At 64.0% G+C, this 17,071-nt stretch carries 17 protein-coding genes; 6 read left to right on the top strand and 11 right to left on the bottom strand.

What is annotated here, in order from left to right; all coding sequences use genetic code 11:
• Positions 1–9: 9 nt before the first annotated feature.
• Positions 10–1,218 carry a zinc metallochaperone GTPase ZigA gene (gene zigA / locus V1277_RS07035; protein WP_334373582.1) on the top strand — a complete coding sequence of 403 codons (1,209 nt, stop codon included), beginning with the start codon at positions 10–12 and terminating at the stop codon, positions 1,216–1,218.
• A 128-nt stretch (positions 1,219–1,346) separates the two neighbouring features.
• On the opposite strand, the gene V1277_RS07030 is transcribed toward zigA, so the two are convergent.
• The 4 genes from V1277_RS07030 to V1277_RS07015 are packed head-to-tail and all read right to left on the bottom strand — an operon-like array spanning position 1,347 to position 8,169.
• Positions 1,347–3,410, bottom strand: a complete 2,064-nt coding sequence (locus V1277_RS07030) for a hypothetical protein (protein ID WP_334415568.1) — start codon at positions 3,408–3,410, stop codon at positions 1,347–1,349.
• Positions 3,411–3,413: 3 nt separating this feature from the next.
• The gene (locus V1277_RS07025; protein ID WP_334420300.1) at positions 3,414–6,224 is read right to left on the bottom strand and encodes a DUF4159 domain-containing protein; all 2,811 of its coding nucleotides are present in this window, start codon (positions 6,222–6,224) and stop codon (positions 3,414–3,416) included.
• Complete coding sequence (locus V1277_RS07020) at positions 6,224–7,168, bottom strand: DUF58 domain-containing protein (RefSeq protein WP_334415567.1); 945 nt, start codon at positions 7,166–7,168, stop codon at positions 6,224–6,226. Before V1277_RS07020 ends, V1277_RS07025 begins: the two co-directional genes overlap by 1 nt.
• Positions 7,168–8,169 carry an AAA family ATPase gene (locus tag V1277_RS07015; RefSeq protein WP_028346988.1) on the bottom strand — a complete coding sequence of 334 codons (1,002 nt, stop codon included), beginning with the start codon at positions 8,167–8,169 and terminating at the stop codon, positions 7,168–7,170. The genes V1277_RS07020 and V1277_RS07015 overlap by 1 nt, the downstream gene beginning before the upstream one ends.
• A gap of 261 nt (positions 8,170–8,430) precedes the next feature.
• Here V1277_RS07015 and V1277_RS07010 point away from each other — a divergent pair, with 261 nt between their 5' ends.
• The 5 genes from V1277_RS07010 to V1277_RS06990 are packed head-to-tail and all read left to right on the top strand — an operon-like array spanning position 8,431 to position 12,017.
• A complete protein-coding gene (locus V1277_RS07010; protein ID WP_334415566.1) occupies positions 8,431–9,072 on the top strand; it encodes a DUF1285 domain-containing protein in 642 nt (213 codons plus the stop codon).
• A gap of 8 nt (positions 9,073–9,080) precedes the next feature.
• Positions 9,081–9,743, top strand: coding sequence for a CoA pyrophosphatase (locus V1277_RS07005; protein WP_442894564.1), 663 nt, complete (start codon positions 9,081–9,083; stop codon positions 9,741–9,743).
• The gene (locus V1277_RS07000) at positions 9,740–10,003 is read left to right on the top strand and encodes a DUF6111 family protein (RefSeq protein WP_334415565.1); all 264 of its coding nucleotides are present in this window, start codon (positions 9,740–9,742) and stop codon (positions 10,001–10,003) included. The genes V1277_RS07005 and V1277_RS07000 overlap by 4 nt, the downstream gene beginning before the upstream one ends.
• The gene (locus tag V1277_RS06995; RefSeq protein WP_334415564.1) at positions 10,000–11,259 is read left to right on the top strand and encodes a CCA tRNA nucleotidyltransferase; all 1,260 of its coding nucleotides are present in this window, start codon (positions 10,000–10,002) and stop codon (positions 11,257–11,259) included. Before V1277_RS07000 ends, V1277_RS06995 begins: the two co-directional genes overlap by 4 nt.
• Entirely contained in the window at positions 11,256–12,017 is a 762-nt protein-coding gene (locus tag V1277_RS06990; RefSeq protein WP_334415563.1) for a sulfite exporter TauE/SafE family protein, read from the top strand. The genes V1277_RS06995 and V1277_RS06990 overlap by 4 nt, the downstream gene beginning before the upstream one ends.
• Positions 12,018–12,023: 6 nt before the next feature.
• On the opposite strand, the gene V1277_RS06985 is transcribed toward V1277_RS06990, so the two are convergent.
• The 7 genes from V1277_RS06985 to V1277_RS06955 form a co-directional block, all read right to left on the bottom strand.
• Positions 12,024–13,085 carry a hypothetical protein gene (locus V1277_RS06985; protein WP_334415562.1) on the bottom strand — a complete coding sequence of 354 codons (1,062 nt, stop codon included), beginning with the start codon at positions 13,083–13,085 and terminating at the stop codon, positions 12,024–12,026.
• Between the two features lie 140 nt (positions 13,086–13,225).
• Entirely contained in the window at positions 13,226–13,957 is a 732-nt protein-coding gene (locus V1277_RS06980) for an HAD family hydrolase (RefSeq protein ID WP_334415561.1), read from the bottom strand.
• A gap of 145 nt (positions 13,958–14,102) precedes the next feature.
• Positions 14,103–14,366, bottom strand: coding sequence for a YodC family protein (locus tag V1277_RS06975; protein ID WP_065745887.1), 264 nt, complete (start codon positions 14,364–14,366; stop codon positions 14,103–14,105).
• Between the two features lie 69 nt (positions 14,367–14,435).
• Positions 14,436–15,323: an oxygen-dependent coproporphyrinogen oxidase gene (gene hemF, locus V1277_RS06970; RefSeq protein ID WP_334415560.1), complete on the bottom strand. Its 888-nt coding sequence runs from the start codon at positions 15,321–15,323 to the stop codon at positions 14,436–14,438.
• A 113-nt stretch (positions 15,324–15,436) separates the two neighbouring features.
• Positions 15,437–15,802 carry a 6-carboxytetrahydropterin synthase gene (locus V1277_RS06965; protein WP_334373592.1) on the bottom strand — a complete coding sequence of 122 codons (366 nt, stop codon included), beginning with the start codon at positions 15,800–15,802 and terminating at the stop codon, positions 15,437–15,439.
• Between the two features lie 16 nt (positions 15,803–15,818).
• Positions 15,819–16,451: a 7-carboxy-7-deazaguanine synthase gene (gene queE, locus V1277_RS06960; protein WP_334415559.1), complete on the bottom strand. Its 633-nt coding sequence runs from the start codon at positions 16,449–16,451 to the stop codon at positions 15,819–15,821.
• The gene (locus tag V1277_RS06955) at positions 16,448–16,933 is read right to left on the bottom strand and encodes a tRNA (cytidine(34)-2'-O)-methyltransferase (RefSeq protein ID WP_334415558.1); all 486 of its coding nucleotides are present in this window, start codon (positions 16,931–16,933) and stop codon (positions 16,448–16,450) included. Before V1277_RS06955 ends, queE begins: the two co-directional genes overlap by 4 nt.
• Between the last annotated feature and the right edge of the window lie 138 nt (positions 16,934–17,071).

The raw sequence follows: 17,071 nt of genomic DNA, 5'->3' as shown, positions 1-17,071 counted from the left end.
TCGATCTCCATGCGAAAACTCCCCGTCACCGTCTTGTCCGGCTTCCTCGGGGCTGGAAAGACAACTTTGATGAATCACGTGCTCAACAATCGCCAGGGCCTGAAGGTGGCGGTGATTGTGAACGACATGAGCGAGGTCAACATCGACGCAGACCTCGTCCGCGATGGCGGTGCGAACCTCTCGCGGACTGACGAAAAGCTGGTCGAGATGACCAACGGCTGCATCTGCTGCACGCTGCGCGACGATTTGTTGAAGGAAGTGCGGGCGCTCGCCGAGAGCGAACGGTTCGACTACCTGCTGATCGAATCCACCGGCATCTCGGAGCCGCTGCCGGTCGCGGCGACCTTCGATTTCCGGTCCGAAGACGGAGAAAGCCTGTCCGACGTGGCAAGCCTCGACACGATGGTCACGGTCGTCGATGCCGTCAATCTGCTGAAGAACTATTCCTCTACCGTTTTTCTGGCGGATCGCGGCGAGTCGCTCGGTGAAGCCGACCGGCGTACTCTGGTGGATCTGTTGGTCGAGCAGATCGAATTTGCCGATGTGATCGTACTCAACAAGATCGATGCGGCGTCGCAGGGAGAACGCGATTCCGCCCGAATGATTATCCGGTCTCTCAATCCCGAGGCCGATATCATCGAGACCAATTTCTCCAATGCGCCGCTGGAGCGCATTCTCAATACCGGCCGCTTCGATTTCGAGCGCGCGCAGCAACACCCGCTGTGGTTCAAGGAGCTTTATGGCTTTGCAGACCATACGCCCGAGACCGAGGAATACGGCGTCAAGAACTTCGTCTATCGCGCGCGACGGCCGTTCGAGCCTGCGAAATTTCACCAATTCCTGAAAGAAAGCTGGCCTGGCGTCATCCGCGCCAAGGGACATTTCTGGATCGCAACTCGCCCGCAATGGCTCGGCGAATTGAGCCAGGCCGGTGCGATCGTCCGCACCGAAGGGCTGGGCTTCTGGTGGGCGAATGTGCCGGCAGATCGCTGGCCGGACGATCCGTTCTGGCGACAATCGCTCAAGAAGAACTGGAGCGAGGTGTATGGCGATCGCCGCCAGGAGATCGTCTTCATCGGCACGAATATGGATCAGGACGCGATCACGGCGCGTCTCGATGCGTGCCTTGTTTCGGGGAAACCCGGAATGCGCGTTGCGGAATGGTCCGGGCTTGCCGATCCATTCCCGAGGTGGCGACGCGCGGACGAGGCTGCCTAGAGCATGATCCGGAAAAGTGCGAAGCGGTTTTCCGAAAAGATCATGCTCAAACAAAGAGATGAGATCATGATGCGATTCTACGAAATCGCCTCATGATCGAGGGCGTATCGACGAGGCGGGGGGTGCCGTCAGCGCCCTTCGCGCACCCAGGTCGCGGCGAACGCGCCGAGCAGCAGCAATAGCCCGACCAGTCCCGCAAACATCGGCAGCACGCCGACGCCTTTGACGACGCTGGCGTCGCGCATCTTGACGCCCATCCAGCCGTCGCCGTGGAAGATGCCGGAGGCGCGCACCGGCACGACGCGGGGCAGGTCGACGCTTCCGCCATCGGCGACGCGGCGGGCGTCGCTGCCAGTGGCCTGCGCCAAGGGTTTCAGCATCTCGGTTGTCGAGGTGACTTCCGAAAACTCCTTCGGGTTGGTCGGCCCGACATTGATCAGCGCCTTCAGCGCGCCGTCGGTTGCCTGCCACAGCCCGAGCTCGTTGGCCGGAATGGTCGAGCGCCAGCTGCCGGGCTCGCTGGCCGTCAGCGTCAGCTCCTTGGTGGCGCCGCTCGGCGAGGTCACCGTTACCGGCGGCACGTTGTCGGCCATGGTCTGGCGCAGCACCACGAGATCCTTGCCCTGGATTTGAAGGCGCAGCGCTTCTTCGTCGAGATCAGGCTGCTTCATCAGCCAGTGCGACATCCGCCGCAGCAGATCCAGATGCGGGCCACCGCCCTCATAGCCGCGCGCCCACAGCCAGATGTGGTCCGACAACAGAAGCGCGACGCGGCCTTCGCCGAAGCGCGACAGCAGCAGCAGCGGCTTGCCGTCGGCGCCGGTCATCACGGGGGAGCCGATCGCGTTGCGCGTATCGACGGTGCGGAAGAAGCGGCTCCAGCGCGGCGGCTCGCTGGCGGAGCCTTCGAGGCCGCGCGTCACCGGATGACGCTTGCCGGCATCGCTCAGATGCGCGTAGAACGGCTTCTCGGTAACGCCGACGGGCTCGGCCGGCAGCACCGTATCCAGCGGCGTGCGCCAGATACTGGTGGTGGAGGCATAATCGGGGCCGGCCGATACCAGGATCGCACCGCCGGCGCGGACATAGCGCGCCATGTTGTCGAAATAGGCAATCGGCAGCACGCCCTGGCGGGCGTAACGGTCGAAGATGATCAGTTGGAAATCGTTGATCCTCTGCTGGAACAATTCGCGCGTCGGAAACGCGATCAGCGACAATTCGTTGATCGGCGTGCCGTCCTGTTTCTCCGGCGGGCGAAGAATCGTGAAATGCACGAGGTCGATGCTGGCGTCCGACTTCAACAAATTGCGCCAGGTGCGTTCGCCGGAATGCGGCTCGCCTGATACCAGCAGCACGCGCAGCTTGTCGCGCACGCCTTCGATCGCGACCACGGCGCGGTTGTTGACCGGAGTCAGTTCATTCTCGAGGGGCGAAGCCTCGATCTCGATGATGTTCGGGCCGGCATGCTTGATGTCGACTTCGACACTGGCGGTCTGGCCGCTCGAGAGGTTGCGCTCATTGATCACCTCACCGTCGCGCCGCACCACGATCTTGGCGCGCTGGCCGGTGACGCCCTGATCGTCAAGCCGGTATGTGATGGTCTGCGGTTGTCCGACAATACCGAAACGCGGCGCGGCCGAAATCGCGATGCGACGGTCGCGCTCGTCCTTGCGGCCGGTGATGAGTGCATGCACCGGCGCCTGGAAGCCGACGGCCGCGGCATTGGCAGGAATGTCATGCACCCGGCCATCGGTGATCAGGAACGCGCCGGCGACGCGGTCGACGGGAACGTCTGATAACGCCGAGGACAACGCGCCGAACAATTTTGTGCCGTCGGTTTCGCCGTCGGCCTGTCCGGCCTCGACGACGCGGACTTCCAGTCCCTTGATCTTCTTCAGCGTATCGACCAGCGCCTCCTGCGCCTTGGCCGTTTCCTGGTTGCGGGTGCCGAAATTCTGGCTCGGGCTCTTGTCGATCACGACGGCTGCGACCGAGGACAGCGGCTCGCGGTCTTCGCGGGTGAAGGAGGGGTTGGCGAGTGCCAGCAGGATCAGCGCCAGCGCCGCGACGCGCACGGCGGCGCCGCGCGCGCGGCCGAGCAGCAATAGCGCCGAGATCACGACGATCGCGGCCAGCGCGATCCAGAGCACGATTGCCGGAACGAGGGGAGTGAACGCGATACCGTAGCTCATGGCCTATTGCCCCAACCGCTCGAGCAGGGCCGGCATGTGGACAAGGTCGGCCTTGTAGTTGCCGGTCAGGATGTACATCACAATGTTGACGCCGGAGCGGAAGGCGAATTCGCGCTGGCGCGGCTCGTTCGGCGTCAGCGGCAGCATCGGCTGGCCGTCCGGGCGATGCGCCCAGGCGCCGGCGAGATCGTTCGAGGTGATGATGATGGGCGAGACACCGTCACCGCCGCGCGCCGGGCGCGAGGCCGCGTCGTCGTCATCCTCGCGCGGCAGGGTCTCGACCCAGGTCTGCCCCGAGGTGAATCGGCCGGGGAAATCACGCAGCAGATAAAACGTCTTGGTCAACACGTGCTCGCGCGGCACCGGTTCCAGTTCAGGCACGTCGAGGGAGGAGAGAATCTCGCGCAAGGTGCGCATGCCCGGCGTCTGCGACGCGCCGTTCTCGCCCGGCGGCGCCTCGACGGCGTCGCGGGTATCGAACAGCACCGTGCCGCCCTGTTTCATATAGGCGTCGATGCGGTTGATGGCGTCCTGCGGCGGCTTCGGTGCGCCCGGTACCACCGGCCAGTAGATCAGCGGGAAAAACGCCAGTTCGTCCTTTGCGGGATCGATGCCGACGGGATCGCCGGTCTCCAGCGCCGTGCGCTGCGCCAGGAACAGCGTCAGTCCGGCCATGCCCGCCTTGACGATGGAATCGACGTCGGCATTTCCGGTGACGACATAGGCAAGGCGCGTCTGCGACACCGACTTGATGGCGAATTCATCGTTGCCCTGGGCGCGCGTCGGCGAAGGTGCGGTCGAGGCCGCGACCAGGATCGAGGCCAACAGAACGGTGGCCGCCGCCGTGCGCCGCCGCCACAAAGCGGCAAGGCCCGCGCCCAGCATCGCGACCACGACCGCGTCGATCAGGAACAGCACCAGCGACGACGACAGCAGGATGCCGCGCAGATCGCGCGGTTCGGCATTGGTGTAGCTGGCGCGCTGCGCCCGCAACGAGGATGTATCGAGCGGCGCGATGCGATCGGCCGAGGCCAGGGTGTTGACCGCGATCGGGCCATCGGCCGGGCCGTAGAAGCCCGGCGGATGTTCTGCTGTGGCGCGATCGCGATAATCCGCGGGCATCGGCTTGGCGTTCGAGGGCGGTGGCCCGAATGCGCCGAAACCATCGAGTGTGCGCAATGGCGCAACCGTCTCGACGTTAGTCGCCTCGCTCGCAACGCCAGCACCGGGCTTGGTGGTGTAGCCGGACATGTCAACGAGCCGCCGCAGCATCTCGACGAAGCTGCCGGACATCGGCAAGTCCGACCAGCGCGAGTCGGCGCCGACATGGAACAGGCTGACAATGCCCCTGCCGCGATGCTCGCCGGTCACCAGCGGCGTGCCGTCTTCCAGCGACGCCCAGGTCTTGGTGGCAAGCACCGCATCCGGCTCGGCCAGCACCTGCCGGTTCACGGTGACATCCTTGGGCACTGCGAGGCCCGCGAACGGAGCGTCGGCGGCGAAGGAGGCCAGATGCTGCGGCTTTTCCCAGGTCAGGCTGCCGCCGAGGCTGCGGCCGCCGCGACGCAGTTTCACCGGCACCAGATCGTCATCGGCCTGCGCCAGGCGGGGACCTGCGAAACGTACCAGCACGCCGCCCTGATCGATCCATGCGTTCAGCCGCTCGCGGATTTCCGGCGACAGCGTGCCGACATCGGCGAGCACGATCATCGGCAGCCGCTGATCGAGGAATTGCGCGATCACCTGTTGCGGCGCACCGCGGTCGCCGAGCCGCACGTCGGCGAAAGGCGACAGGGCGCGGGTCAGATAGAAGGTCGATGCCAATAGCGGTTGGGCGGTATCGCTGGTCGCGCCGGTGACGACGCCGACGGCGCGCCGCCGCCATCGCTTGTCGAGCAATTGCACGGCGCCGGCCGATCGTTCGCCGGAAATTTCCAGCCGCGAAATGTCGTTGCGCAGTTCGACCGGCAGATCGAACGCCGCTTCGCTTTCGCGGTCCTGTATGCCGAAAGCGTAGCGCGCCTCGCCGATCGGCGAGCCCTTGGCGTCGATCGCGCGGACCACGCCGGCTGCGACGCCGCCGGTGGTGCGCAGTACCTTGACCGTCATCTTCGCCGCGGCGTTTTCGGCGGCGACCAAGGCCTGCGCCGGCGCCGCGCCGCCCTCGAACACCGTCAGCTTGCGGTCGCCGATGGTCTTGGCGAGATTCTCGACGAATTCTGTGCCGCGCCCGGTATCGACGCCGTCGGACAGCCACGCGATCTCGGCATCGCCGGTGGCCTTCAGAAAGCGGTCGAGCGCGCCAAGCGTGTCGACGCGGTCGATCGAATGGGGCTTTGGTGCAATCTGGCGCAGCGCGACGCGTGCGGTACCGGCCGGCATCAGCGTGATGTCGCGTGCGGGGTCGGAGAGCGGAACCAGCGCGACGCCGCGGCGATCGTTGTCGGCATTGGCGATCAGTTCGTCAGCGGCCTTGATCCGGGTGTCCCAGCTTGCAGCCGCGCTCCAGCCGTCGTCGAGCAGGATCACCAGCGGCGCGTTGCTGCCGCCGACCCCGGTCTGCGGATTCCAGATCGGGCCTGCGGCGGCAAGGATGACCAGCGCCGCGGCGGCAAGACGCAGCGCCGTCAGCCACCACGGCGTCCGCGACGGGGTTTCTTCCCTGGGCCTGATGTCGAACAACAGCCGCGTCGGCGGAAACTCGATCCGCCTCGGCCGCGGCGGCATCACGCGCAACAGCCACCACAGCACCGGCAGGCTCAACAGGCCCAGCAGAAGCAGCGGCTGCGCAAAGCTTAAGGGGATGCCCGCCATCATGCGCTGAGCCCCGCCTTGACCGTTGAGCCGCGCGCGCTTCCCTTGGCGGCCATCATGCCGGAATGCAGGAACAGCAGCAGTTCGGCGGCGGACCGGCTGGTGGTGTGGGTCGAGAACAGCCAGTCGAGCCTGTTGGTCTCGCTGCGGATCTCGTCGCGATGCAATGCTACGCGCGCGACATAGTCGCTGGCCCAGCTCTCGGCGCGGCCGGCGGTGATGACGCCAAAACCTTCCGGCTCGACGAACTCGATCCGGCCGGCATAGGGAAAGGTTTCCTCGGCAGGATCGACGACCTGGATCAGCGTGCCATGGGCGCCGGAGGCCGAAAGCCCGGCAAGCATCGTCCTGATTGCGCTCATCGGCGACCAGAAGTCGGACAGCACGACAATTTCGGCCAGTGCCGACGGCACGAAGGAGGGCGGCAGGCTGGCGCGCACCGCATCGTCATGCAGCATCACCTGCGCCATCTTGTCGATCACGTTGCGGCTTGCGGTCGGGGTCATCAGGCCGGGAATGCCGACGCGCTCTCCGCCCGAAACCAGGAGTTCGGCGAGCGCAAATGTCACGATCAGGCCACGCTCCAGCTTGGAGTCGCGGGCACCCTTGGAAGCAAATGCCATCGACGGCGAACGGTCGGGCCACAGCCAGATCGTATGTGCAGCCTCCCATTCCTGCTCGCGGACATAGAGATGATCGTCGCGCGCCGAGCGCCGCCAGTCGACGTTCTGCGACGGTTCGCCCGAAACGAAGCGGCGATATTGCCAAAAGCTCTCGCCGGCGCCCGCGCGCCGCCTGCCGTGCAGGCCATGGATGACGTTGGCAGCGATGCGGCGGGCGTCGAGCACGAGACGGGGGAGCGATGCGGCGAGCGTTCGGCTTTCGCCATCGGCACGTCGGATCGCAACAATCTCCCTGCTCTCGTGGCTGGTCTCTGCGGCCATCAACCAATCCGCGTCTTCAATTGTCTGATTACGTCGGGAATGGTGCGGCCTTCCGCGCGCGCCGAGAAGGTCAGCGCCATGCGGTGCTTGAGAACGGGTTCGGCGAGATCGAGCACGTCGTCGATCGAGGGCGCAAGGCGGCCGTCGAGCAAGGCGCGGGCACGGACCGCCAGCATCAGCGACTGGCTGGCGCGTGGGCCCGGCCCCCAGGCGATCAGCTTGTCGCCGCCGTCTTCGGTGTTGGGGCGTGCGGCGCGCACCAGCGACAGGATCGCCTCAACGACGCTGTCGCCGACCGGCAGGCGCCGCACCAGCCGCTGCGCCGCGATCAGGGTTTCCGCGTCCATCGAGGCCTTGGCAAGCGTCTCTTCCGCGCCCGTGGTCTCGAACAGGATGCGGCGTTCGGCGTCGCGATCGGGATAATCGACGTCGATTTCCATCAGGAAGCGGTCGAGCTGCGCCTCGGGCAGCGGGTAGGTGCCTTCCTGCTCCAGCGGGTTTTGGGTGGCAAGCACGTGGAACGGCTTGGGGAGATCATGCCGCGCGCCTGCAACTGTGATGTGCTGTTCCTGCATGGCTTGCAGCAGCGCCGATTGCGTCCGCGGGCTGGCGCGGTTGATTTCGTCGGCCATCAGGAGCTGCGCAAACACCGGTCCGGAGATGAAACGGAACGACCGCTTGCCGGAATTGCTCTCGTCCAGCACCTCGGCGCCCAGAATGTCCGACGGCATCAGGTCAGGCGTAAACTGGATGCGCTTGGCATCCAGTCCGAGCGTGATGCCCAGGGTTTCGACAAGCTTGGTCTTGGCGAGGCCGGGAACGCCGATCAAGAGCGCGTGGCCGCCGGACAGGATCGTCACCAGGGTGTTTTCGATCACCCGTACCTGGCCGAAGATGACGGTGGAGATCGCTTCCTTCGCGGCGCGGATCTGGCCGGCGACCTGCTCGGCCGACCGGACGATCGCGTCCTCGAGTTTCTCGACACCGTCTGCGCTCGCCATGTCTTTCTCCTTCAACCACCTAATCGCTTCATGACACCGTTGGTTGCGTCGTCATGCCACGAACCTCATGCTAAGCCTGTGTAAAGGCCATGCATTCGTTTGAATTAAACTATCCCCACATTATCGGTATTTCGGGGTATGAACGGCATCACGATATGGCGACTTGATCCGCAATAGTACGGACACAAATCGTCGGGAACACATATCTCGGTATATGTGCACCAATCGTGCCAATCGACGCGCCGAGACTCAGGGCAAACAATGGCGAAGCAAGGGCAGACCAGCGGCCAACGGCAGCAAGGCAAGGGCCACGACAGCAAACGTCTTGAAGGGCTGACGGTTGCTGCCACCGAAGCCGTCAATCGCGCCCCGGCCGGGAAGGGACTGCCTCCGGTCCATCTGTGGAATCCGCCGTTCTGCGGCGATCTCGACATGCGAATCGCCAGCGATGGGACGTGGTTCTACATGGGGACGCCAATCGGACGGCCGGCGCTGGTGCGGCTGTTTTCGACCATTCTCAAGCGCGAGGACGGCAAGCACTTTCTCGTTACCCCGGTCGAGAAGGTCGGCATCCGCGTCGACGATGCGCCGTTCCTGGCAGTGGAGATGCAAAACGAGGCCGGCGATCGCGGCCGGCTGTTGCGCTTCCGCACCAACGTTGACGACTGGGTGCCATGCGATTCCACCCATCGCCTGCGCTTCGAGACGGCCGCCGACGGCGGGCTGACGCCCTATCTGCACGTCCGCGCCGATCTGTGGGCGAAGGTGACGCGCGCGCTCTATTACGATCTGGTTGACATGGGGGAGGAGCGGATGGTCGATGGTCAGCCGATGTTCGGCATTGAGTCCGGCGGCGAGTTCTTCGCCATGGCGGACGCGAAGCAGGTGAGGGATGCGGTTTGAACGAGCCGATGCTGACGAAGATGGAAGCGGCTCCGATCAGCTCGACGGAATTCTTCGCGCGAAGCAAGACCCGGCTGAACTTCGACGTGCCGTCCGGCCTGGTCGATCCCAATGTCATTCCGAAGACGGGCGATGCGGGCAATGATCGCATGCTCGAGATCGTGGCGCGCGAGCAGCCGGTGCGCCCGGCGGCGGTGCTGATCCCGGTGGTCGATCACCGCGAGCCGACGGTGTTGCTGACGCAGCGCTCGCCGCATCTTTCCAGCCACGCCGGCCAGATTTCCTTTCCGGGCGGCAAGATCGACGCAACCGACGCTTCCCCACTCGACGCCGCCTTGCGCGAGGCCGAGGAGGAAGTCGGCCTCAAGCGCGAGTTCATCGAGCCGATCGGCTATCTCGATCTTTATGGAACCGCCTTCGGGTTTCGCATCCTGCCGACGGTGGCGCGTGTGAAGCCCGGCTTTGAGCTGACGATCAACGAAGGCGAGGTGGTCGACGCCTTCGAGGTGCCGCTGGCGTTCCTGATGAATCCCGAGAACCATCAGATCCATGCCAAGGAATTCCGCGGCATGGAGCGCTCCTATTACGCCATGCCGTTCGCCGAGCGTTACATATGGGGTGCGACCGCGGGGATCCTGCGCGTGCTATACGAGCGGATTTATCTCGCATGATCCGTCCGATTTTGACCGAAATCGCAATATTCCTGATCCCGTTCGTGGCCTACGCGCTGTTTCTGATTGCCACCCGTTCCGGCGTCTTCGCGTCCTCTTCCTGGCCGGTACATCTTGTCGCCAAACTGGCGCTGGGATCGCTGCTGCTGGTCGCGATCAGCTTCGTCCTGCTGGCGCAGTTCTCCGGCGCGCCGCCGAATTCGACCTACGTTCCGGCGCATCTGGAAGACGGCAAGCTGGTTCACGGGGGGGAGAAATGAGCGAGGCACGCGTGCTGTCGGACGCGCCCTGGCTCAGATCCGGTCCGGCCGCGCGCGTGCTCGCGTTGCTCAATGGCGATGGCGAGGAAGCCCGCGTGATCGGCGGCGCCGTGCGCAATGCGCTTCTGAAAATTCCTCTCGGCGACATCGATATCGCGACGACGGCGTTGCCCGACGAGGTCGTCCGCCGCGCCAAGGCGGCCGGCATCAAATGCGTCCCGACCGGGATTGACCATGGCACGGTCACGCTGGTCGTCGAATCCCACCCATTCGAGGTCACGACCTTGCGTGAGGACACCGAGACCTTTGGTCGCAAGGCCAGGGTTGCGTTCGGGCGCGACTGGGTTCGCGATGCGGAACGGCGCGATTTCACCATCAACGGGCTTTCGGTCGATGCCGAGGGAATCGTGCATGACCATGTCGGCGGGCTTGCCGATATCCAGGCCAAACGCGTGCGTTTCATCGGCGACGCCGGCCAGCGCATCGCCGAGGATTATTTGCGCATCCTGCGCTTCTTTCGCATGCATGCCGCCTACGGGGCGGGCGAGCCTGACCGTGCCGGATATCTCGCCTGCATCGATGGGCGTGCGGGGCTTTCGAGCCTTTCTGCCGAACGCGTGCGCATGGAGATGTTGAAGCTGTTGATCGCGGAAGGCGCCGCGGTTGCGGTGCAGGCGATGGCGGATGCCGGCCTGCTGCTGCTGATCTTCGGCGGCGTCGCCTACACGGGGACGTTCGCGGCGATGATCGCGGCCGAACGGGCGCTGGGCCTGCCGCCGAGCGCCGTGCGCCGGCTCGCCGCGCTCACGGTCGCCGTCACCGAGGACGCCAGGCGCGTCTCGGCACGGCTTCGGCTTTCCAATGCGGAAATCAAAGCGCTGGATTCGATGGGCCATCGCTGGTGGCGGTTCGCCAGCAAGGATGAGGCGCGGGCGCGGCAGCTTCTCTACCGGCTCGGCGAGGATCCCTATCGCGACCGGCTGATGCTGGCGTGGGCGCGGGCAGGCGGCGTCAGTAATGGCGCTGCGCGCTGGCATGAGCTTGCAACCTTGCCGCAGCGCTGGAGCGCGCCGAAATTTCCACTGAAGGCGGCCGACTTCATCTCCCGCGGCATTGCCGAAGGTCCCGGCCTCGGTCACGTGCTGACGCTTGCGGAAGACGCCTGGCTGGCCGCGGATTTTCCGCTTGAACCATCCGCGCTTGCCGCGATCGCCGACAAGGCCGCCGCCCGTTTCACCCGCGATCACCGGCTGTGAATATTCTGGCCGGGTTTGCCGACATTTCGCTCGGTCAACTCGTGCTGGTTGGAGGCATGGCGCTATTGGCGTCCGTGATCGGCGGGCTTGCCGGCTATGGTACCGGCGCCTTGATGCCGCTGGTGCTGGTGCCGCTGGTCGGCGCCGAGCCCGTGGTGCCGATCATCGCGATCTCGGCGATCTTCACCAATATCAGCCGCTTCGTGGCGTATTTTCGCTACGCCGACCGGCGTCGCGCGCTGATCGTCATCGGCGCCGCCATGCTGACGACGGCGCTCGGCGCCTATGGGTACACGCGGCTGACCAGCGCCGGCGCGGCGTTCGTGATCGGCGGCATGCTGATCCTGAGCGTGCCGCTACGCCGGCTGGCCAAGCACCGCGATATCAAGATCGGCGATACCGGCCTTGGCGTGAGCGCGGTGGGTTATGGCGTGGTGGTCGGCGGCACATCAGGTTCCGGGGTGATCCTGCTGTCGTTGTTGATGGCGTCGGGCCTCGAGGGAGCTGCCGTGATCGCTACCGACGCGGTGATCTCGGTCGTGACCGGTCTCATCAAGATTTCGGTGTTCGGCCTTGCCGGCGTCGTCACCGCGCAGGTGCTTGCCTTCGCGCTCCTGATCGGCGCCATCGCAATTCCCGGCGCGTTCCTTGCCAAGGCCTTCGTTGAACGCATGCCGGTGCATATCCATACTGCGATCCTCGACGCTGCCGTGATTGTCGGTGGCATCGTCATGATCACCGCGGCGCTGCGGCACTGATCGGTGTTAATGCGTCAGCGACGCAGTGCGGATCGGGAAGCAGTTGATTTTCGGTATGTTGCGGACCAGCGGCACGCTGCAGAGGAAGCCGACCGGACGATATTTCACTCGGATTCGCTCCATCTGATACAGCGCCAGGCTGCTGAATGCGCTGACCCGTCCGGCAAGATCATCCAGTTGGGCGTTGATCTCCTTCTCTCGTTCGACGATTTCTCGTTCCTTCGCGGCGTCCCGCTCGCTGTGGGAGGCCCATTGCCGCGCGGCCGCCAGTCTGGTGTGTGCTGCCTCGAAACAATAATGCATCGTCAGAACATGGTGCTTGGCGCTGTACCAGTAGATTCGCTTACTTGCCTTGTCGTTGGGGCCGGCACAGATCCGGACGAATGCATCTTTCGGCATGGTCTTGTTGTCGACGCCCCGCTTCTCGGCAATTGCGCAATATTCATCGTCTGCAACCTGCTTGGCGGGTGTATCGTCATTCTCGGCATGCACGTTTCCGAACGCCGGAAAATTGTACTTGTCGGAACAGTCGAAGGCGTAGTCGCGCAGCACCTGCCGTGACAACGGGTCGTCACCGACGTTATGTTTCTCGGCCGGATCGCGATAGGTGTCGCTAGCCCAGTCGATATAAACCTCCGCCTTTCGCGTCAGCATGTCGATATTCTCGCGCAGTGCGATCCGCGCGTTTTCGTAACGCTCGGAAATCGCGCGCGCATTTTTGGTGACGAGCGCCTTGTCGCTTTCGTCTGCTCTGTCCCGGACGGCGCGGGTGAAATCGGAATAGAGCGTTTGCTGCAATGCCTGCAGTTCGAAGAATGCGCGTGAGATCTCCGTGAACGTCGTGGTCGCAGCCGCCATGTCTTCCTTGGCATGGCTGCTCACCTTTTCCTGATAGGCGTTGAGATATTGAAGATAGCCGACCGCAAGGCTGCTCAGCACGGTGACCATCGACAGACCTTTGACGATGTCGAGCCCGTGATTGAATCTCCAGAGCCATCTCAGCGGGGCGAATTTCGGTGCAGTATCGTCCGCCGCAGGCGGCGGCTTATGCGTGTCGTCGTTCGGCATCGGTGAACTCCCCATCCTCGGACTTCAACCTTGGAACCACGGCGGCACGGTCTGGGATGGCCTGCTTTCGCGCTGTGAGGCAGCTCACATTACACGCGATCGCGCGATGCAGCGGCCAGCCGGACAATGGAGCTACAGGGTTAGGCGGGCTCGCCAGGCAGCAGTTCCGTCAGCGAGCGGATGATGCGGTCGGGCTTCACGGTGGAATCCGGCGGCAGGCCATCGCCATGCACGTCGATCCAGATGGCATAGATGCCGAGCCGCTGCGGCGCCACCACCTCCCATTCCAGATTGTCGCCGATCATCCAGGTCTCGGGCGCGGTGACGCCGAGCGCCTGCATCGCGTGCAGATAAGCGCGCTCGTCCGGTTTGCCGAAACCGTGCTCGCCCTCGATCTGGATGTGATCGAAACGGTGCGACAGCGCGAAGCGTTCGACCTTGGCGCGCTGGGTACCCGCGGCGCCGTTCGTCACCAGCGCCAGCTTCACGCCGCGTGCCTTCAATTCGTCGATGGCATCATGCGCACCGGGGAAGACGAACATCTCCTCTTCGCGGTAGGCGGTGAAGCGGTCTGCCAACCGTGTCGCGAGGTCCTCAGGCAGGACGTGACCGTCTTCGGCAAGCGCGGCAAATCCGTTCCTGACGGTGATGCGCCGTGCTTCATCGAGCTTCAGCCGCCATTCAGCTTCGGCAACAGTCCAGAATTTGCGCGCGGAATCCAGAACGGCGGCGGCAACCTGCTGCGAGGTCAGGGACCCGAACTCAGCGGCGAACTCGGACGTGACATTGTGCCAGGCGATCTCCGGACGTCCATAGGCCGACAGGATCGTGTCGTCCATATCGATCAGCATCGCGCGGGGCAGGTGGGTCATTGTTTCGCGGCCATCTCACTTCAAGCGTCATCGGCCGCGGGAAGCAGCGGCGGACTTGCCGCGAATATCAGATCACCCGCACCGGGTCCAATCCCGGGAAACTACGCCGCCGGACCATGGAAGCCCGGCGGCGTCAAAAAGTGCCTCACGCGACCTTGTTGGCGCGGTCGTCCTCTTCCTCGTCCTCGGCTTCCTCTTCGTCCTCGTCTTCGTCGTCTTCTTCGTCTTCGTCGTCCTCCGACGTATCGGCTTCGGCGAGCTCTAGGACGGCAAGCGGCAGCGTCTCGCGGAACAGATCGCCTTCATTGCCCATCCATACGCATGCAACGTTGCCGTCTTTGACCTCCACCACACTGAGCGGATGGCCGCCGGACTTCAGAATGACGACGTCGCCTGGTTTCAAATCCATGATCTACTCCTCGGATTACATGACACGAATCGCACCATAGCGATCAGTCATGACAACCCGATCATGCGATCATGGCCACTTTACCTCCGGCGGCATCGACGAGAGGATGGAATCCACATTGCCGCCAGTCTTTAGCCCAAAGATCGTGCCGCGGTCGTAGAGCAGGTTGAACTCGACGTAGCGCCCGCGCCGGATCAACTGTTCCTCGCGGTCGGCGGCATTCCAGGGAAGGGCGAAATTGCGGCGGACCAGTTCAGGATAGATTTTCAGGAAGGCGCGGCCGACCTCCTGGGTAAAGGCGAGGTCGGCGTCCCAGTCACCTGAATCGTGCCAGTCGTAGAAGATGCCGCCGATGCCGCGTGCTTCCTTGCGGTGCGGCAGATAGAAATATTCGTCACACCATTTTTTGTATTTGTCGTAGTCGGCAACGCTGTTCGATCCGCTGCAGGCCTCTTTCATCGCCCGATGGAAGGCGAGCGTGTCGGGGTCATCCTGGGTGCGCCGGCGGTCGAGCACCGGCGTCAGATCCGCCCCTCCGCCGAACCAGGCCTTGGTGGTGACCACGAAGCGGGTGTTCATGTGCACCGCCGGCACATTCGGGTTGCGCATGTGCGCGATCAGCGAAATGCCCGACGCCCAGAACCTGGGATCGTCGGCCGCGCCGGGTATCTGCGCGCGGAATTCCGGCGCGAACTCGCCATGCACGGTCGAGCAGTGCACGCCGACCTTCTCGAACAGCCGCCCGCACATCATCGACATCACCCCGCCGCCGCCGGGCTTGCCGGTGTGGTCGGTGCGGTCCCAGGGCGTGCGCACGAAGCGACCGGCTTCGCCGGGATAGAGGGCAGGCGGCGCATCGTCCTCCAGCTTTTCGAAGGCCGTGCAGATGTCGTTGCGCAGCGCTTCGAACCAGGCTCTCGCGCGCGTCTTGCGATCTTCGATGACGGATACGTCCATTAGGAATTCCCAACGTTACCTTTCCGTCATTGCGAGCGAAGCGAAGCAATCCATGATGCCGCGAGAAAGAATGGATTGCCTCGTCGCTTGCGCTCCTCGCAATGACGGTGAAGTTAGCCTTGCGGCCCGAAATACGTGCAGCTCTCGTTGCAACTGTCGCGATGAACGCTGACGCGCGTGACCTTGCCTGCGTGCTGGACCCGCTCGAAGATATAGCGCGAAATGTTTTCCAGCGTCGGCGTTCCCAGCGCCTCGACCTTGTTGAGGAGCTTGTGGTCGAGTGCTTTCCGAACCTCTTCCATGCTGCGCTCCAGCAGGCCGAGATCCAGCACCATGCCGGTTTCCGGATCGGGCGTGCCGCGCACGCTCACTTCGGCGCGAAACGAGTGGCCGTGAATTTCCTCGCTGGCCGCGCCGAAGGTCGTTCCCTTCAGGGAATGCGCAGCTTCGAAGCGAAACGATTTCGTCAATTCCCACATCTTGAAAATCTAAATCCTATCTGATGCCAAGCGTCTTGTGCGTCTGCAGGCTGAGCCGCCATTGCGGATGGCGCAGGCAGTAGTCGACCGCACGCGCGGTGTTCTCGAGCACGTCGGGTCCGTCCATCGGTTGCAGCGAAAAGCGCTCGAAGTCGAGGCCTGCAAAATCTTCCGGCGCCGCGCCCGCCTGCGGATAGACCAGTTTCAATTCGTGGCCGCGGCGCACTACGAGATCGGCGCCGGCTTTCGGACTGACGCAGACCCAGTCCATCCCTTCGGGTGGTTCGATCGTGCCGTTGGTTTCGATGCCAATGGCGAAGCCGCGCGCATGCAGCGCATCGATAAAGGGGGGATCGACCTGCAGCAGAGGCTCGCCGCCGGTCAGGACCACGTAGCAGTTGGTATTCTCGCCGGTCCATTGCCTGGCGATGGTATCGGCGAGTTCGTCCGCCGTGGCATAGCGGCCGCCGAGCGTGCCGTCGGTGCCGACAAAGTCGGTATCGCAGAATTGGCAGGTGGCGCTCACGCGGTCCTGTTCGCGGCCGCTCCAGAGGTTGCAGCCGGAAAAGCGGCAAAACACTGCCGCGCGGCCGGCATGTGCGCCTTCGCCCTGCAACGTCAGAAATATTTCCTTGACCGCGTAGCTCACACCTTCTCCTTGGGCCCGATCTCGTCTGCAATCGGATGACCCGTCTGACGCATCGCCTCGCCTAGTGCCATGGCGGTCGCCATCGCCACATTGAGCGAACGCAAGCCCGGCCTTATCGGGATCGTCACCCGAGCGTCGGCCGCGGAGACGACCTCGTCGGTAACTCCTGCGGATTCCCGCCCGAATAATAGGACGTCGTCACTTCGATAGCGGAAATCCAGATAGGAACCGGCCGCTTTGGTCGTAAACAGCACCAGCCGGGAACCAGCCTCGTTACGCCATTGCTCGAATTTTGACCATGAGTCATGGCGGGTCAGGACGACGTGATCGAGGTAGTCCATTCCCGCGCGGCGGAAATGCCGGTCGGAGGTCGGGAATCCCGCGGGCTCAATGATATGGGCGGCCACGCCCAGGCAGGCACACAGGCGCAGAATCGTCCCGGTGTTCTGGGGGATATCGGGCTGGAAAAGCGCAATCTGCATGGGGTCAGGCTTTGGTGGCGCGAATGAAATGTTTCGAATAAATCACGGCCGGGCGCGGATTTAGTGCATTGCACGCTATCGAGCCGATAGCGGGCTTGCGCTCTCTCGGCAAGGGTGCCAATAGAACGATTCTGGACT

The organism is Bradyrhizobium sp. AZCC 1588 (genome assembly GCF_036924735.1).
Taxonomy (GTDB): domain Bacteria; phylum Pseudomonadota; class Alphaproteobacteria; order Rhizobiales; family Xanthobacteraceae; genus Bradyrhizobium.
The sequence above is the reverse complement of the archived record's forward strand: the minus strand, read 5'-3'. Positions and strand labels throughout refer to the sequence as shown.

Excerpts from the sequence above, each read along its gene's own strand:
- zigA (WP_334373582.1), top strand. The coding sequence starts at position 10 with ATGCGAAAACTCCCCGTCACCGTCTTGTCCGGCTTCCTCGGGGCTGGA.
- V1277_RS07030 (WP_334415568.1), bottom strand. The coding sequence starts at position 3,410 with ATGAGCTACGGTATCGCGTTCACTCCCCTCGTTCCGGCAATCGTGCTC.
- V1277_RS07025 (WP_334420300.1), bottom strand. The coding sequence starts at position 6,224 with ATGGCGGGCATCCCCTTAAGCTTTGCGCAGCCGCTGCTTCTGCTGGGC.
- V1277_RS07020 (WP_334415567.1), bottom strand. The coding sequence starts at position 7,168 with ATGGCCGCAGAGACCAGCCACGAGAGCAGGGAGATTGTTGCGATCCGA.
- V1277_RS07015 (WP_028346988.1), bottom strand. The coding sequence starts at position 8,169 with ATGGCGAGCGCAGACGGTGTCGAGAAACTCGAGGACGCGATCGTCCGG.
- V1277_RS07010 (WP_334415566.1), top strand. The coding sequence starts at position 8,431 with ATGGCGAAGCAAGGGCAGACCAGCGGCCAACGGCAGCAAGGCAAGGGC.
- V1277_RS07005 (WP_442894564.1), top strand. The coding sequence starts at position 9,081 with ATGCTGACGAAGATGGAAGCGGCTCCGATCAGCTCGACGGAATTCTTC.
- V1277_RS07000 (WP_334415565.1), top strand. The coding sequence starts at position 9,740 with ATGATCCGTCCGATTTTGACCGAAATCGCAATATTCCTGATCCCGTTC.
- V1277_RS06995 (WP_334415564.1), top strand. The coding sequence starts at position 10,000 with ATGAGCGAGGCACGCGTGCTGTCGGACGCGCCCTGGCTCAGATCCGGT.
- V1277_RS06985 (WP_334415562.1), bottom strand. The coding sequence starts at position 13,085 with ATGCCGAACGACGACACGCATAAGCCGCCGCCTGCGGCGGACGATACT.
- V1277_RS06980 (WP_334415561.1), bottom strand. The coding sequence starts at position 13,957 with ATGACCCACCTGCCCCGCGCGATGCTGATCGATATGGACGACACGATC.
- V1277_RS06975 (WP_065745887.1), bottom strand. The coding sequence starts at position 14,366 with ATGGATTTGAAACCAGGCGACGTCGTCATTCTGAAGTCCGGCGGCCAT.
- hemF (WP_334415560.1), bottom strand. The coding sequence starts at position 15,323 with ATGGACGTATCCGTCATCGAAGATCGCAAGACGCGCGCGAGAGCCTGG.
- V1277_RS06965 (WP_334373592.1), bottom strand. The coding sequence starts at position 15,802 with ATGTGGGAATTGACGAAATCGTTTCGCTTCGAAGCTGCGCATTCCCTG.
- V1277_RS06955 (WP_334415558.1), bottom strand. The coding sequence starts at position 16,933 with ATGCAGATTGCGCTTTTCCAGCCCGATATCCCCCAGAACACCGGGACG.